This window comes from Coriobacteriia bacterium (assembly GCA_018368455.1).
In the GTDB taxonomy this organism is placed as follows: Bacteria; Actinomycetota; Coriobacteriia; order Coriobacteriales; family UMGS124; genus JAGZEG01.
Genome location: JAGZEG010000009.1, coordinates 1 through 15842, shown reverse-complemented (window position 1 = coordinate 15842; position 15842 = coordinate 1). Strand labels below are relative to the sequence as shown.

Below are 15842 nucleotides of genomic sequence, written 5' to 3'. Positions count from 1 at the left end.
CCTTCCGTGGGACATTCGCTAAGGGCGGGTGCCCCACGCGTCGTTTACCCTCCCCCACGCGCTCTCGGCACCTCGAGAAGCTAGCCCGAAAGGACACCACCATGCACCTTGTGAAGACCATCGACAACATCACGAAGAGGGGCCTCACCGACCTGGGCGAGAACCTGCAGCTCGTCGACGACGTCAACGCCGCCGACGCCATCCTCATCCGCAGCTCGAGCATGCACGACATGGAGCTGCCCGAGGGCATCTGCGCCGTCGCCCGTGCCGGCGCCGGCTTCAACAACATTCCGATCGAGCGCTTTGCCCAGCAGGGCGTCGTCGTGTTCAACACGCCCGGCGCGAACAGCAACGCCGTCAAGGAGCTCATGGTCTGCATGTTCCTGCTGGCCAGCCGCGACGTGCTCGGCGGCATCAAGTGGTGCCGTGACCACGCGGATGACCCCGATATCTACAAGGACGTCGAAAAGGCCAAGAAGGCGTTCGTCGGCTGGGAGATCAAGGGCAAGACCGTCGGCGTCATCGGCCTGGGCAACGTCGGCTCCAAGGTGGCAAACGCCCTCGTGGACCTCGGCATGACCGTATACGGCTACGACCCCTACATCGCGGTCAAGGACGCCTGGGCGCTCTCGGGCCAGGTCCAGCGCGTCGACGATCTCGACGAGCTGTGCCGCGAGTGCGACTACATCACGATCCACGTGCCGAGCGAACCCGACACGGTGGGCATGATCGGGCCCGAGCAGTTTGCCGAGATGAAGGACGGCATCACGTTCTTCAACTACTCGCGCGAGACGCTCGTGCAGGAGCAGGCCATCGCCGACGCGCTCGCGAGCGGCAAGGTGCGCCTCTACGTCACGGACTTCGCCACGCCCGGCGTCATGAAGATGCCCAACACGATCGTGACGCCCCACGCCGGCGCCGGCACGGCCGAAGCCGAGGAGAACTGCGCGCACATGGCCCTCGATCAGCTGCGCGACTACCTGGAGAACGGCAACATCACGAACTCGGTCAACTACCCGGCCGTCAACCTGGGCGTCTGCCGCGGGGCCTGCCGCATCGCCGCACTGCACGCCAACGTTCCGAACATGATCGGCCAGCTCACGGCCGTGCTCGCCGAGGCGCACGTCAACATCCAACGCATGGCCAACGACGCGGCCGGCGAGAACGCGTACACGCTGTTCGACACGGACGAGGAGCTCGACGAAGCGGCGATCGAGAAGCTCAAGGGGATCGACGGCATGTGGAGGGTGCGCGTCATCAGGTAGGAGGGTGCCCCTCTTGGGAGGCTTCCTTGGGCTGGCCTGGGTTGGGGGCGTCGCGTAGGGGGCTCGGCCCTATGCCTCGGTGCTCAAACAGCTTCGTCCCGCTCGGGGCGGTCGGGATGGACATACGGGAGAAGAGCCGGCCACCCCGACCGCCCCGAGCACTGCAGAACTGCGCCCGAGGCATAGGGCCGAGCCCAGCGCGGGCACCGGGAGGGCGGCCCCGGGCGCTGCGCTGCGGGGCCTCTACCTGCGGGCGCACGGAGGACGGAGGAAGGGCAGGGCCGGGTTGGGGGCGTCTCGGGGTCTCTCTCGCTGCGCTCGCGGGCGGAAAAGAGCAGGCGCATGGGCACAGGAGTTCCTTGCCGTGTCAGAGGGCTTGCCCTCACGTGACAATCGAGGGAAAAGAGCAGGGTAAGATTACGGGAGCACTAACCGACATCGTTCTTTTGGGGGCAGGGCGCCCCTTCGGAAATAAGGGAGATTCCTATGGAGGCTCGTCCGTTTGCGTGCGTGAGGCCGGCCGCGAGGGTGGCGGGCGAGGTCGCGGCGTTGCCGTATGACGTGTATGACCGCGAGGAGGCCGCGGCCGCCGTCGAGGGGCACCCGCTGTCGTTTCTGAACATCGATCGGCCCGAGACGCAGTTCCCGCCCGAGCAAGACATGTACGCGCCTGAGGTGTACGCCAAGGCGCGCGAGCTGCTTGATGCTCGCGTCGAGGACGGGACGTTCGTCGATGACGAGGCACCCTGCTACTACCTCTATCGACTGACGATGGGAGAGCATGCGCAGACGGGCTTCGTGAGCTGCTGCGCCATAGACGAGTATCTCGACGGAACCATCAAGCGCCACGAGAACACGCGCGCCGAGAAGGAGCTCGACCGCATCCGGCACATCGAGGCGCTCGATGCGCAGACCGGTCCCATCTTCCTGGCGTTCCGTCCGACACCGGAGCTGGACGCGCTCGCGGCGCGGGCCTGCTCCGAGGCACCGCTCTACGACTTCGAGGCCGACGACGGCGTGCGCCACACCGTCTGGCGCGTAGCTGACCCGGCAGAAGTCGAGGCCATCCGCGCGGCGTTTGCCGAGGTTCCGTGCGCCTACATCGCCGATGGGCATCATCGCGCCGCCTCCGCCGTCAAGGTGGGCATCGCGCGACGCGAGGCTGCCCAGGCGGCCGGGCGGCAGCTCACGGGCGAAGAGCCGTTCAACTTTTTCATGAGCGTGCTGTTCCCGGCTGACCAGCTCGCCATCCTGCCGTACAACCGTGTCGTGCGCGACCTGGGGACCGACGTCGTCACGGGAGCGCCACGCACGCCCGAGCGCTTCCTGGCCGACATCTGCACCGACGGGTTCACCGTGCAGGCCAGTGACGACCCCGTGCAGCCGGGCGACTCCGACGCCAAGGGTACGGTCGGCATGTTCCTCGCCGGCAACTGGTGGCGCATCTACGCACCCGAGCTGGGCGCCAAGGAGGCGGCCGACCCCGTCGCGAGCCTCGACGTCTCCATCTTGCAGGAGCGTCTGCTCGGGCCGGTACTGGGCATCGACGATCCCCGCACGAGCGAGCGCATCGCCTTCGTCGGCGGCATCCGCGGCCTCGGCGAGCTCGAGCGCCGCGCCACCGAGACGGGAGGCGTCGCGTTCTCGATGCGCCCCACGAGCATGGACGAGCTGCTCGCCGTCGCTGACGCCGGCCTGCTCATGCCACCCAAGTCCACCTGGTTCGAGCCAAAGCTCCGCAGCGGTCTGTTCATCCACCGCATCTAGGGTTGGCAAACCCCGACACAAAAACGGCCCGAGCGACCTGCCGCCATGCACAGAAGGTCGCTCGGGCCAAGAAAGATCACGCAGACCTTAGAACGACGGCGCAAGCCACAAGGACATCACCGACCCGAACTGGCGCAGCGCCGACAACTTCACGTTCCAGCACCTCGTCGACTCGTCACGCAGCGGCCCCGCATCGCCTCAACCACAGCAATGAGGGGCCGTTCTCGTTCGTGCATATCACGCGCGTTTCGCATATACCCCGGCGCCACGGGTTCGGCCTGCGCCCAGTTACTCCCCCTGGGCGTAGCTCCGCTCCATCGCGTTAATCTTGTCGAGCCCCACGAACTCGTTGAACTGCGGAAACGTGATCATCTGGTCTATATCGGCCTGCATGTCTCCGCCGGAGCGCACCATGTCCGACAGCAGGCGATGCTCGGCGAACGCCTCTGTGTAGACGACCCCGCAGGGATGGACGGCGATCGTGAAGCCGGCCTCGTGAATCTCCTCGTCGCTCATCAGCGGCGTCTTGCCGCTTTCTATCATATTGGCCATCAGGGGTGCATCATGGAAGAGCTGGGGGATGCGGCACATGTCCTCGACGGTCTTGGGCGCCTCGATGAAGCACAGGTCAGCACCTGCCTCATGATACGCCTTCGTACGCTCGATAGCCTCGTCCAGCCCATAGCTCGCGTAGGCGTCCGTACGTGACATGATGAGGAAGTCATCGTGTCGACGGGCCGCTGCGGCGGCGGCCACGCGAGCGACGCCCTCCTCGCGGCTCACGACAGCCTTGCCATCCATGTGGCCGCAGCGCTTGGGCCACACCTGGTCCTCGATGAACAGGCCAGCGGCGCCCATGTCCTCGTAAACGCGCACCATGCGGGCGATGTTGGCCTCGTCGCCATAGCCGGTGTCACCGTCAAGGAAGACAGGGATGTCCACAGCATCGATGATGGCGCGCGCGTTGTCGGCGAGCAGCCCGAAGTCGGCTATGCCTCGGTCGGGCAGGGCCAGGCGGCTGGCAGAGGTGGCATAGCCCGCGGCGAAAATAGCCTTGAAGCCAACGCTTTCGGCAATGCGCGCCGCCAGCGCGTCCGGCGCGACGACCATGCGCACGAGATCGCCTGAGAAGCACATCTTCCTGAACGCAGCGCGCATGCGCGCGGGCTTGTCGGCGTCGCTCGGGTCGCGGCCCAAGACGATGTTCGGGGCGGTCGGAGCATCTGCCGGGCCTTTCGCACCTGTGCCACCACAGCGGGACGCCTCGTCCGGATCCGACAGCAAAAGGGCCGCGTCCCCGGCACCCAGCGCGCCCGCGGGAACGCGCGCCGTGCACACGTTGGGCATCACCACGAAGCGCAGGCCCGCATCTCGCGCGGCCGCCACGAGCTCATCTGCCCGGGCCGTGACTCCCCCGCGTACGGCAGCGCCCACTGGCAGGCCAAGCCTTCCGACAAGTTCGCCCAACTGGTCAAGCACCGACTGCTCGGCGGGGACGCTCACAAGCACGGCATCGGCCAGCCCCCGTGTGCACACGTCCATCGCGCGGTTGACAGCACCGACGGGGTCATATCCGCCTTCAGCGCCCAGGCCGTCGAGTTTGGCCACAAGGGCCAGGTCCGCGCACTCTCCGGCGCTTTCGCAGGCGTCACGAGCTGCGCGAAGGCGTGCGGCAAACTCGTCCGCACCACCCACGCTCACCCGCGCGACGTCCGTGTGCGCAGGGAACGCCTGGTCGCTCACCACGACGCCGTCGGCACCGGCGCGCACGAGATCCAGAACCGCGAAGTGCGCCGTCAGCTGGTTGCCAAAGCCCGACTGGGCGTCAGCAAGCACGGGCACGCTCCCAGAGGCCTCCTTGACGTGCCTCGTCACCCACGCCATCTCCGAGGGGCTTACGAGACCCTCATCGGCCTCCCCCAGCATGCGCTCGGCAACTTTCGTACCCGCCAGGTACACGGCGGGAAAGCCGGCCTTCTGCGCGGCGAGCCTACCCCGGGCATCACCCACGCCAGGCACCACGAGCACGCCGGGCATCGTCCCAACCTCGTCTCCGCCCTCTACGGCGGCACCGCGACCCGAGAACAGCCTAGTGAGCAGCATCTTCATTCCCGCCATGCCACACAGACCTCCTTACCTGCGCAGCGTGCCGGACGACGCCTGCCCAAACGGCATCTCGCGTCACCCGGCACACGTCCTGGACGGCACCGACTACGGCACGCGCCCCTGAAACCCTCGCCCCATCGGGCACTACCCGATGCGCTTGGCCTTCGTCTCCGGCCCGACGGCCAGCATGAGCGCGGCGGCTATCACGGCGAGGACAGCCATCGCGCCAAAGATGACCGTCGGCGCAAACGTCGCCAGCACCCACGTCACCGCAAACGGCATGACCACGTTGACGGACTTCGCCACGCCGTTCGCGATGCCCGCCCCGCGGAAGCGGAAGCGCGTCGAGAACAGCTCGTTGACATACACGGCGATGACCGTGGCGTTCAACACGTAGAAGCCGATGGTCAGCAAAAAGCCGAGCACGGTCACGAGCTGCACGCTCATCGTGCCAAGGGCAAGGAGATATGCGACGGCGAACACGGCAACCCACAGGAAGGCGCCCGTGATGCTGACGCGGCGCCCAACGCGCTCGACCATGAGCGCACCGAACAGAGCACCGAGAGGGGCACCGAGCATCGTGACCGTCGTCGAGGCCAGCGACGTCGACGTTGCCAGACCGACCTCCTTGAGGATGGAGGGGCCAAACGTCGTGTACGTGTACTGGCACAGCGACACGATCGTCGTGATGACGATGGCGAGCGCAAGGTTGCGCGCAAGGTGCCTGTCGGACTGGACGACCTCGGCCTTCTCAACGACGTCCATCGCGGGCTCGAGGCCCCTGGCCTTCATCTCCGCCTCGCACTGGGCGATGATCTTCTCGGCGAGGTCGAGTTTGCCGTGCTGGATAGCCCAGCGCGGCGACTCGGGCATCTCGCGGCGCGCGATGCACACGACGATGGCAAGCACGCCAATGACGCCGAACACCAGGCGCCAGGAGTTATCCCCCAGCGGCGACCACAGGCTGATGAACAGCAGGCAGAGGAACATCCCGAGCGGCGAGCCACAGTTAGCAATCGCCGAGGCCACGCCACACCAGCGCCCGCGGCGCTTGACCGGCGCGAACTCGTTGATCATCGCGAAGCTCGTCACGATCTCCGAGCCCAGACCCAGGCCGCTGAAGAAGCGCATGATAACGAAGAACGTCGCGTTGGGAGCACAGGCGCCCAGAATCGTTGCAATGCCGAACAGCAGCAGGTTGTACTGGAATGCCTTCTTGCGCCCGAGCAGATCGCCCGTCACGCCGGCGATGAGGGCGCCCAGAAACAGGCCGAGAAAGCCTGCCGAGAGGAACGCCGCCGCCTGAGCACTCGTCGTGAAGCCGGTCTCCACGAGCGTCGACTTGACGCCGCCGGCCAGATAGACGTCCATGGCGTCAAGGAACAGACCACCGCATGTCAGCGCCATTACTTTGTGAAGCGTTCCCGTTGGCCGCAGGGAGTCCATGCGCCGGATAAGCTCCGCGGCCCTCCCTGTATCTGCCTGCACGTTTGTTGCTGCACCGCCCATGCCTGCACGTCACTCCCTTTCGCGTACCGCTATCACCGCGCTCGCCAGCCACTCAGGCCGGCAGAAGAGCCCCGCCGCGGCCGCATAGCCCACTTAGCCGCAAGGTTAACGGCGTAGATTACGCCTCAGCCCTCGCCGTGATCTGCGCAAAGGGATGACAGCTACCATCAGAACAATCTCGCCATATCAAAAAATAACTGAGGGCATCTAAAAAAGACGCCGCGAAACCTCATGCGAGATTTCGCGGCGTCGGGTGCCTCAGATGTGCGGCTCGTCTAGAACTTTACGCCCATGAGCTTGTCGATCGCCAGGATGTAGATCTTGAGCGAGCGGCGCATGAGCTCCTCGCTCACGCCCTCGTCCGGGCCGTGCATGATGCCGACCCAGTCGGGGTTCTTCTCGCTGGGCTCCTCGGGGCCAAAGCTGACGGCGTTCTTGAAGTTGCGCGCGTACGTGCCGCCGCCGATCGTGAACGGCTTGGCGTCCTTGCCGGTCACCTCGTTGTAGCAGTCGATGAGCACCTTGACGCACTCGGAGTCGGGGTCGATGAAGAACGGCACGGAGCAACGGCCGATCTTGACGGTAGCGCCCCACTCCTGCGCCAGCTTCGTAACGCGCTCGCCGATCTCGTCCGACGTGATGGACTTGGGATAGCGCGAGTCGATCGTCTGCGAGATCTTGCCACAGCGCATCGAGACGGTACCGCCGATGCACGTCAGCGGCTCGAACACGTCGTCCGTTGCCGCGATGCCCAGCGTCGAGCCGTCCGTCGAGCCGTGGATGGCCGCCATCAGCTCGAAGAACGGCTTCTCCTCGTCAGCGAGCAAGTCATTGGCGCGCACGTAGTCGACGAGCATGCCGATGGCGTTCTTCGTCCCCGCAGGCAGGGAGGCGTGGCCGCCCTTGCCGTGGGCGACGAGGATGGCCGTGCCCTTGGGGCCCGCGGCGATGTCGATACCCTCGGCCGCAGGCAGCGCAGAGGCGTCGGCGCGCAGCGTGATGGACGCCTCACCAGGGATGGCGTTGGAGACGGTGCCGCCCTGGAACTTTACGACGTTGCCGTTCGTGAACTTGGGCGAGGTGAACGTCGCGCCGAAGTGGCCCTTCTCGCCGCAGCACACGGGGAACTCCGCGTCGGGCGTGAACAGGAAGTCCGGCTCGGGGTTCTCGGCGAGGTAGTGCTTGATATCGCTCATGCCGACTTCCTCGTCGCTGCCGAGCATGCAGCGCAGCGTGTAGGGAAGCTGCTCGCCGCGGCGCGCGAAGAAGTGGGCGGCATACAGCGTCAGGACAGCCGGGCCCTTGTCGTCGAGGACGCCGCGGCCCAGCAGGTAGCCGTCCTTCTTCGTCAGCGTGAAGGGGTCGGTCGTCCAGCCGGTGCCCACGGGCACGATGTCGACGTGGGCGATCGTGGCGATCTGCTTGTCAGAGGCGCCCTTGAGGTCGGCGTAGCCCATGTAGCCCTTGAAATCGTGCGGCTCGAGGCCGAGCTTCTCGGCGATGCCCAGGCCGCAGAGCAGCGCCTCGTGGGCGGCGGGGCCGAACGGCGCGCCCTCCTCGGCCTTCTTCTCGTCAGCGACGCTGTCGTGCTTGATGAGGGCGGCCATGTCGTCGAGGACGTCGGGCCACACCTCGTCGATGTAGGCGTCGACCTCCTTGAGCAGCGCTTCGTCAACCATGTGCAGAAGCCTCCTTGTCGTCGTGCGGGCCACCTCGCCCGGGAGCGGGACGGCCCGACATCGGGTGCAATACATCGTGGGCAGTGTAGCGCCCCATGCGTACCAAACGGTTAACAGCCTCGAAAAGGCCACGCCGATCCGGTGGGCAGCAGGCGAATCCTACAAAGAGAAGCCGTCGTCGAGCAGCAGGACGTCCACCTCGTCGCCGGCGTGGTAGTCCTCAACGGTCGGCGTGCGCAGAACGCCGTCAGCGCGTCCGAGCACCGGCGCCCCGCCCATCGGCATGAGGTGCGCCGTGAGACGGCCGTCCTCCCCGCGCTCGAGCGTGCAGCGACGCCAGACCTCGAACGGCTTGGCCGGCATGTCCTGCTCGACAACGGCCTTCGCCAGGCGCTCGTGGGCGTCGAGGCCGAACCACTGGGCCACGAGCGAGAACACGAGCCAGTGCATCGCGGAGTCGCAGGCGATGGGAGGCCCGGGGATAACGCACATGACCTGGCCGGCCGGCGTCAGGGCCGACATCGCGGGCTTGCCAGGAGCGCAGCGCTGGCTGTGGTGGATGACGCACTCGGCACGCTCGGCAAGCACGAGCGGCCCGCAGTCCTCGCTGCCCTTGGAGGAGCCGGCATTGACGAGCACGATGTCGCAGCAGGCCAGGGCCTCGTCCACCGCCTCGGCAAGCAGGTCATGGCGGTCGAGCACGATGTCGTGAACGACGGGCTCGCCGCCGAGCAGGCGCACGTAGGCCGCGAGCAGCGTAGCGTTCGAGTTGACGGTCTTGCCGCGCCCGGGCGTCGTGCCAGCGGGCACGAGCTCGTCGCCCGTCGGGATGATGCCGACGCGCGGGCGTGCGAGAACGTCGAGCTGGGTAGCGCCGCAGGCGACAGCGGCCGACAGGCGCTCAGGCGTCAGGCGCACGCCCGTGGGGACGATGACATCGCCGGCGCGGAAAGCCGAGCCTGCGGCGTTGACGTGCTGGCCACGCTGCTCGGGCGCCACGGAGATCGCAAAGCCGTCCTCGAAGCTGTGGCCGCCAGGCGTGCCGCCGTCCTTGAGGCCGGTGGCGCCGGCGAAGACCAGGTCCTCAACCTGGATGACCGTGTCGAAAGCGTCAGGCACGTCGTCGCCGGTGTCAGCCGTGGCATAGTCCCGGTCGCGCACCCAGGCGGAAGTGTCGGGGATGCCGTTCGCGAAGTCGTCGAAGCGCACGGCGATGCCGTCGCGTCCCGATGTCTGGGCTGGAGGGAAGTCGAAGGCGGCCGTGACGTCGCGCGCCAGGACGCGGCCAAGTGCGGCGTCGACGGGAATGGTCTCGACTGCCGGGCTCGGATGCCAGCGACGGGCAATCTCGGCGATGACCTCCTGGCGCGACGGCATGTCGGGCAGGACCTGAGCGATGGCGTTGTCGGGACCGATGACGGCAGTCGGAGCGTCGTTCTGCGCGTGTTCGCAGCTCATGGTGCGTCCTTTCCACAATCGGGCGAGAGCGGCAGACGGGTCCCAAGCCCTCTTGAGAGGTGGGCCGAATGCCACATCGCATAGTCTCATCTCTCCCAAGATAGAGCAAATCAGCCGCCCGCACACTACCGCCCGCCTGATACCATGGTGTCCCGACGCGCCGGGCGACGCCCCGCGAGAAGCCGGCGCCCCAAACGGCTCGCCCCGACCCGATGGAGCCCCATGAGCAGCACGACAGGAGACATGCGCCCCCTCTCGCTCGGCGACCTGCGGCCCGCAAACCTGCGGGCAGCCGGCATCGAGGCGGTCATCCTCGACTTCGACGGGACGCTCGCCGAAAGCTCGGGCATCTGGAAGGAGGTCGACCGCATCTTCTTCGAGCGGCGCGGCCTCACGTACGGGCCCGACTATGCCGAGCGGCTCTCCGTGCTGGGCTTCGAAGAAGGCGCTCGCTATACGATCGAGGAGTATGGCCTGACCGACTCCGTGCAGGCCATCTGCGACGAGTGGAACGAGCTGGGACGCGAGCTCTATCGGGAGCGCGTGCAGCTGCGCCCCGGAGTGCCCGCCTACCTGCGAGCGTTGCAAGAAGCGGGCGTCCCCTACGCGCTGGCGACGACAAACGCGCCCGAGGTCGTGCTCGCCCTAGAGCCGCGCATCCCCATGAGCGAGCTGTTCCCCGTGCGGATCCACGGCTGCGAGGTGGAGCGCCACACGAAAGAGGATCCCGACATCTACCTGGAGGCGATGCGCCGACTCGGCATGGACGCCGGCTCCGCCGAGGCACGGGGACGCTGCGCCGTGTTCGAGGACATCCTGCCCGCCGTGGAGACGGCGAAGCGCGCCGGCATGCGGGCCATCGGCGTGGCGACCGGCTCGTCGCACCAGCGGCTCGACGCCATTCGCGGCGCCGCCGACCTCACGATCGACGGGTGGGAGGGGCTCGCGTAAGCAGGGCGGCTTCTCTGAACGAGCAGCGTCCCGCCAGAGCCTCGCACGAAAAAGGCCCCGGGGTCCGCCGAGGCCTTCTTTTCCTTTGGGGGTGATTTCCGGGGCGCGAGCGACTACGCCGCGACGCCCTCGGCAGGCAGCGCTTCTCCCCCGCCATCGTCGACGGGCTCCTCCGCCGGAAGCGCCCCCTCGTCGACCGGCATAGCCTCCTCGGTGGGAGGCACCACCTCTTCGGTTGTGACGTCACCCTCCGCCGGCACAGCCTCATTCGCAGGAGCGGCTTCCGCAAGCTGAGCCACAGCGGGATCCGCCTCCACTGTCGCGCCCGCCGATGCGGCAGAGGCATCAGCACTCGACGAGGCGGACGCCGCGGAACCGGCGCTCACCGGGTGGTAGAACGTGTCGATGACCGTCTGGCGCACGCCGTCCCTGTCGAGGTAGAACTCGGCATACTGGGAGCCCATAACCATCTCGCCCGGCAGCGACGTCATCGTGAGCGAGCTCAGGCCCGTCTGGAGCACCTGCGTCGCCAGATACGTGAACTCGTCGACGCCCAAGTTCGTCCACGCATACTGAACGGCCGTGTTGTACAGGTTCACGAGCGCGGCGGGGTCGCTCGCCGCATACTGCATGACCCGCGACGCAAAGGCCTGCAGATACTGAAGCTGGCGGTTCTGGCGATCGAGCGACGACGTCGTTTCCGCCTCGGGGTTCGCGCTGTCGCGCCAGCGCACGTAGCGCAGGGCATCGTCGCCGTACAGCGTCGTCTCGACGCCCTCATAGACCTCCGTGTTGGGGATCGTCTGCAGCGGCGTCAGCGTCACGCCGCCCATGGCGTCGTTGATGGGGCCGATGCCCTCGAGGTTGAGCGTGAAGAAGTACGAGATCGGGATGTCGTACAGGATGCGCGAGGCAAGCGACGTCACGTGCTCCGAGCTCGTCCACGAGCCGTCACCATAGCTGTACGCCAGGCACAGCTGCATCGTCTGCTGACCGATGTAGGCGTCGCCCACGTACTCGTCGACGTCGACCATCGTGTCGCGCGGGATAGAGATAGCCTTGACAGCGCCCGTCTCGAGGTTCAGCGTGAGCACGATGACGGTGTCAGCCTGGCCCACCGTGCCACCCGTCTCCGCGTTGTCGAAGCCGATGAACGCGACGGAAATCATCTTCTCGTTCGGCGCGTACTTCTGACCCTTGTACGTGATCGTGTTGTCGAGCGTCGGTACGTAGGGGGCGTCGGCCTGCGCGCTCGCATCAGCCGTCGCACTGTCCGCCAGCGCGCTGTTGGCAGCGGCGGAGGGACGCGACGCGTCGAGAATCTTCTTCTCGCCCGCGCTCATGGAGCGATTCAGCCACAGCAAGAGGACGCCGGCCGCGATGACGAGCAGCAGCACGATGACAAGTAGGGCAATGAGAATGCCCCGGACGATCTTTGCGCCGGTCGAGCGCTGCTTCTTGGGCTTCTTAGACTTCCCGGGCTTCTCGGGGCCCTCGGAACCAGGCACGCACTCGGGAATAGCAGAAAACGGCAAGGCAGCACCCGGTTGGGGCCGGAGCAGCGGCTCGTCCTCTGGAGCCTCCGACACCCGCTCCTCACGTTCCGCCTTGTCTTCTCCCGCCCATGCCGGATCCGCCACTCCCTGCGACGCCGCGGGCACACCCCCGAAATGACGGGGGGCTTCGGAAGCAGCACGCTTTGCAGCGTCGCGCTCCGCCTGGCCCTCGGGTGGGTCGAACGAGTCGTCCGAGGACACGTTCGCGAAGTGGCGTCCCGGCCTATTTGGTGAGCTCGTCATCGACAAGCACCCCCGTCACGACGTAGCGGCTGCTGCCATGGAACTCGTCGAGCATGCATGTACTCAACTGGATGATCTTGTCCTTCGTCGCGTCGAGCGTCGCCCCCTCGCGCACGTTGAGCAGCAGTGAGTCGGGATTGAGCACGGAGTCGTAGTACTGTTGGAGCACGACGGGGTCGGCGAAGTCGAACGAGTTCAGGATGTGGCGGTTGTCGTACTTGTAGGCCGCGACGACGCGATACGTCAGGATGTGGCCCGGCGTGTACACGTACAGGAGCTCGTTCTGAGCGAAGAACTCCTCATCCTCGAAGTAGTGCAGGTTCTTGAACTGGCCCTCGCCATCGTGGCCGTAGAGCACCGTCACGGGATCCGTGAAGTCCTTCTTGTTGGCGAGTTGCGAGAACACGGAGCCGTACACGTCCTCGTTGCGGTCGGGATCGTGCGTGAGGTAGTAGGCATCATCGAACGGGCTCTGGAGAACCGGCAGGTTGATGCTCGTGTTCGGGATGTAGAGCCATGCGTAGATGTCCTCGTTGTCCTCCTGCAGCGCCGCGAAGTCGATCGGGTTGTCCGGCAGGTTAGCGAGGGCGTCGGCAGAGGCGGAGGCATCCCTGCTCGAGGAGGATGCGGTGGACGCGATGCCGTCGGTGCTTGCGGAGGCCGCCGCGAAGGGAGCGCCAGCGGCCGGGAGGTCCGCAGCAGCGGGATCAGACGCACCGGCGGCGGGGTCGGCGGCCTCAACGGCTGGGTCAGCCTGCGCGGCGGTTTCGGAGGCGCCACCGATGGCCTCTGCCGCCTGACCGGCAGGATCAGCCTGGGTAGCGACATTTGGGTCGGATGCGTCACCGGCGGCAGGGTCAGCCTGCGCGGCGGGGTCTTGCGCAGGATCGGCCCCCGCCTCGGCAGCGTCAACCTTGGCAGCAGGATCAGCCACGGGATCAGGCGCGTCCTCGGCAGCGGGGTCAATCGGAGCAGTAGGATCAGCCTCGACGCCCTCGGCAGCGACCACAGGGTCGGATGCCCCCTCGACAGACTCGGCGTCTACCGCCTGCGCATCAGCATCGCCCTGGGCGGCCGGATCGACAGACGCCTCCGTGGGATCGGCAGCCTGGGAAGCAACCGCGGCGTCCTCTTCGCCCTGGGCGACGGCGCCCTGCTGGGTAGCGTCGCCAACCTGCGGATCGGCCTCGGGAACCGCCTGTCCGGCCTCGGCAGTGAGGGCACCAGCGGAGACAGCATCGTTTGACTGCGTATTGGCTGCCACATTCACGTCATCGGCAGCGTCCGCCTGCGACGACGCAGCAGCAAGCTCCCCAGGCGTCGCGGGGATGGGGCGATCAGCCATCTCCTGCGCGTTCTGCCGCTCGGCCGTCATGGCTGTCACGACATAGCGCACGCCCCACACGACACCGACCACGAGCGCGATGAGCACGACGGCCAGCACGGCGATGATGACCTTGTCCTTGGCGGAGCGTCGGGCAGGCGTCGTGTCGACAAGCGCGGAGGCGGAGTGCTTGGCGTCAGAGTCTGGTTGCTGCGACATGGGATTCCCCCTGATTAAACAACAGGAGCCCGTCTCTCAACGGGCCCCTGCGTCACTGTCAGATCATGTGTCCCGCACAGTGTGCAGGAAGGACTAGCCGCGCACCTTCTTGCGCAGGGCAGCACCCACACCGCCGGCCGCGACAGCCATGGCACCCGTGGCACCGGCAATGGCGATGACGCCCACACCGGTCTGAGGCGACGTGGCACCCTTGTCCACGTTAGGCGTCGTGCCCTCGGGAACAGTCGTCAGGTCGATGGTCACCGTGAAGACGGAGAGACGATCGACCGTGACGGTGATGGTGCCGTCGGAGTCAACGACAGCCTCGAGTGTCTCCTCGGAGCCATCCTCGTGCTGCACGTACACGATGGCAGTGCCGCCGGCATACTGCGAGCCGACGTTGAACGTCAGGACGACGCGGCCGAGCTCGTCGAGGTCATAGCTTGTCGTAACCTCGAACGAAGCCAGGACGTTGGCGTCAGCCGGCGTGTTCGGGGCGAGCTTGCTCACGGACTCGATCAGGAAGAAGTCGGACGGCAGGGCCTCGCCGGAGACCGTCGTACCGCCAACGTTGATGACAACGTTGTTGGTGCCCGTGAGGGTGCCGGTGTTGCTGGGGCTCGGCGCAGCGAACGCCATCGCCGGGACGCCGAGTGCGAGTACAGCGGCGCACGCAGAGGCGACCAGCTTCCTCCTCAAAGTCAGGGTGCTCATGTTGGACTCCTCTTCATTCCGCTACTCGCAAAGGGACAGTTGTCCCCCACGTAGAAACGTTCGCTAGTATACACGCTGATGACGGCGGCGCACCGTAATTCCCTCGTAAGCTTTCAGCCGTTAACTTAATCGCCACGAGAGGCTTGAGATCGGGGGCCACCCGCCTCGCGCGCAGGGCCCGACCAGGCTGCGGCGGCCGGCTACGCCCACAGCAGTTGGGAAGACCTCCGAATCACTCAGATCGGCGCCCTTTCTGGCCCGAATCCGAGGTCGTGTATCCCCCCTTCAACCGACCGTCTCCCCATGTCGCTAAGCTGAGGAACGCCACACCGGCTTTACCTGCGGTTTCTTCAAGCAGCAGCCCGCGACAACACCCGGATCGGACATGCGGCACATACACGACGCCGGATCTTGGCCAGCTTTGGGCCCGATGCCTGCAAAAGGACATGACCGAGTAACATCAGACGAACGGGAATGCCCCCAGCAACAGAACTACCTGCCAAGGCATCAGAGCCCCAACGCGCCCGATCCGACCACGAGCCCAGCAGGCTCGTACTCATAGCTCTCGACATACACCGTTTCGGGCGCGATGTCGATGTCCCCCCACGCCAGCATAAAACGCCGTGATCGATAAAGAACGTGCGGAATACAGCTGTATCTCTCAATGAGCCAAACACTGGGAAGCGCAGCATCGAAGATGCATCAAACAGGCGAACCTCGCCCGTCGAAAAAAAGTCGCAAAGCAAAAACGAGAGATCGGCCAATGGCCTCAAACACAGGGCCATTTCGAGTCTGCCCACTATGCAAAAGGCGGTGGCCCCGGCGCGCAGTTCACGCTTCCTGGGCCACCGCCTTCAACTGGCAGCTTATATGGAGGTCGGCACATGGCCGGCTCGTCCTACAGGCTCTTCCTCCACACCATCTTATCGACGACGCCGGTGTAGGACTGGATGATCCTGACGACCTTGGAGGACACGCACTCGGTGGCGTAGTCGGGCACGGGGGCCTCGGGGTGGCAGCCCTCCGCCTCGAGCGAGACGGCCGTCTCCAC

The 15842-nt window shown here is 66.3% G+C and carries 12 protein-coding genes; 3 read left to right on the top strand and 9 right to left on the bottom strand.

Annotated features, from left to right (window positions below):
* Positions 1-101: 101 nt before the first annotated feature.
* A complete protein-coding gene (locus KHZ24_06870; GenBank protein MBS5450920.1) occupies positions 102-1265 on the top strand; it encodes a phosphoglycerate dehydrogenase in 1164 nt (387 codons plus the stop codon).
* A gap of 486 nt (positions 1266-1751) precedes the next feature.
* Positions 1752-3032, top strand: a complete 1281-nt coding sequence (locus KHZ24_06865) for a DUF1015 domain-containing protein (protein ID MBS5450919.1) — start codon at positions 1752-1754, stop codon at positions 3030-3032.
* A gap of 288 nt (positions 3033-3320) precedes the next feature.
* Here KHZ24_06865 and KHZ24_06860 read toward each other — a convergent pair whose 3' ends face one another.
* From KHZ24_06860 to KHZ24_06845, 4 genes are all read right to left on the bottom strand, one after another.
* On the bottom strand, positions 3321-5150 hold the full coding sequence (locus KHZ24_06860) for an isocitrate lyase/phosphoenolpyruvate mutase family protein (protein ID MBS5450918.1): 1830 nt from the start codon (positions 5148-5150) through the stop codon (positions 3321-3323).
* Between the two features lie 132 nt (positions 5151-5282).
* Complete coding sequence (locus KHZ24_06855; GenBank protein ID MBS5450917.1) at positions 5283-6545, bottom strand: MFS transporter; 1263 nt, start codon at positions 6543-6545, stop codon at positions 5283-5285.
* A 377-nt stretch (positions 6546-6922) separates the two neighbouring features.
* The gene (locus tag KHZ24_06850) at positions 6923-8326 is read right to left on the bottom strand and encodes a Sapep family Mn(2+)-dependent dipeptidase (protein ID MBS5450916.1); all 1404 of its coding nucleotides are present in this window, start codon (positions 8324-8326) and stop codon (positions 6923-6925) included.
* 159 nt (positions 8327-8485) lie between these two features.
* Entirely contained in the window at positions 8486-9784 is a 1299-nt protein-coding gene (locus KHZ24_06845; GenBank protein MBS5450915.1) for a molybdopterin molybdotransferase MoeA, read from the bottom strand.
* 222 nt (positions 9785-10006) lie between these two features.
* Between KHZ24_06845 and KHZ24_06840 the strand changes: the two genes are divergently transcribed.
* Positions 10007-10735, top strand: coding sequence for an HAD family phosphatase (locus tag KHZ24_06840; protein ID MBS5450914.1), 729 nt, complete (start codon positions 10007-10009; stop codon positions 10733-10735).
* Between the two features lie 113 nt (positions 10736-10848).
* Here KHZ24_06840 and KHZ24_06835 read toward each other — a convergent pair whose 3' ends face one another.
* From KHZ24_06835 to KHZ24_06815, 5 genes are all read right to left on the bottom strand, one after another.
* Positions 10849-12324 carry an LCP family protein gene (locus KHZ24_06835; protein ID MBS5450913.1) on the bottom strand — a complete coding sequence of 492 codons (1476 nt, stop codon included), beginning with the start codon at positions 12322-12324 and terminating at the stop codon, positions 10849-10851.
* 190 nt (positions 12325-12514) lie between these two features.
* A complete protein-coding gene (locus KHZ24_06830; GenBank protein ID MBS5450912.1) occupies positions 12515-13879 on the bottom strand; it encodes a sortase in 1365 nt (454 codons plus the stop codon).
* A 291-nt stretch (positions 13880-14170) separates the two neighbouring features.
* Positions 14171-14791, bottom strand: a complete 621-nt coding sequence (locus tag KHZ24_06825) for a hypothetical protein (GenBank protein ID MBS5450911.1) — start codon at positions 14789-14791, stop codon at positions 14171-14173.
* A 350-nt stretch (positions 14792-15141) separates the two neighbouring features.
* Positions 15142-15555, bottom strand: a complete 414-nt coding sequence (locus tag KHZ24_06820; GenBank protein ID MBS5450910.1) for a DUF2442 domain-containing protein — start codon at positions 15553-15555, stop codon at positions 15142-15144.
* Positions 15556-15689: 134 nt separating this feature from the next.
* Positions 15690-15842: UDP-N-acetylglucosamine 2-epimerase (non-hydrolyzing) (locus KHZ24_06815; GenBank protein MBS5450909.1), on the bottom strand; the 153-nt coding region annotated here is incomplete at its 5' end.

Excerpts from the sequence above, each read along its gene's own strand:
- KHZ24_06870 (MBS5450920.1), top strand. The coding sequence starts at position 102 with ATGCACCTTGTGAAGACCATCGACAACATCACGAAGAGGGGCCTCACC.
- KHZ24_06865 (MBS5450919.1), top strand. The coding sequence starts at position 1,752 with ATGGAGGCTCGTCCGTTTGCGTGCGTGAGGCCGGCCGCGAGGGTGGCG.
- KHZ24_06860 (MBS5450918.1), bottom strand. The coding sequence starts at position 5,150 with ATGGCGGGAATGAAGATGCTGCTCACTAGGCTGTTCTCGGGTCGCGGT.
- KHZ24_06855 (MBS5450917.1), bottom strand. The coding sequence starts at position 6,545 with ATGGCGCTGACATGCGGTGGTCTGTTCCTTGACGCCATGGACGTCTAT.
- KHZ24_06850 (MBS5450916.1), bottom strand. The coding sequence starts at position 8,326 with ATGGTTGACGAAGCGCTGCTCAAGGAGGTCGACGCCTACATCGACGAG.
- KHZ24_06845 (MBS5450915.1), bottom strand. The coding sequence starts at position 9,784 with ATGAGCTGCGAACACGCGCAGAACGACGCTCCGACTGCCGTCATCGGT.
- KHZ24_06840 (MBS5450914.1), top strand. The coding sequence starts at position 10,007 with ATGAGCAGCACGACAGGAGACATGCGCCCCCTCTCGCTCGGCGACCTG.
- KHZ24_06830 (MBS5450912.1), bottom strand. The coding sequence starts at position 13,879 with ATGGCTGATCGCCCCATCCCCGCGACGCCTGGGGAGCTTGCTGCTGCG.
- KHZ24_06825 (MBS5450911.1), bottom strand. The coding sequence starts at position 14,791 with ATGAGCACCCTGACTTTGAGGAGGAAGCTGGTCGCCTCTGCGTGCGCC.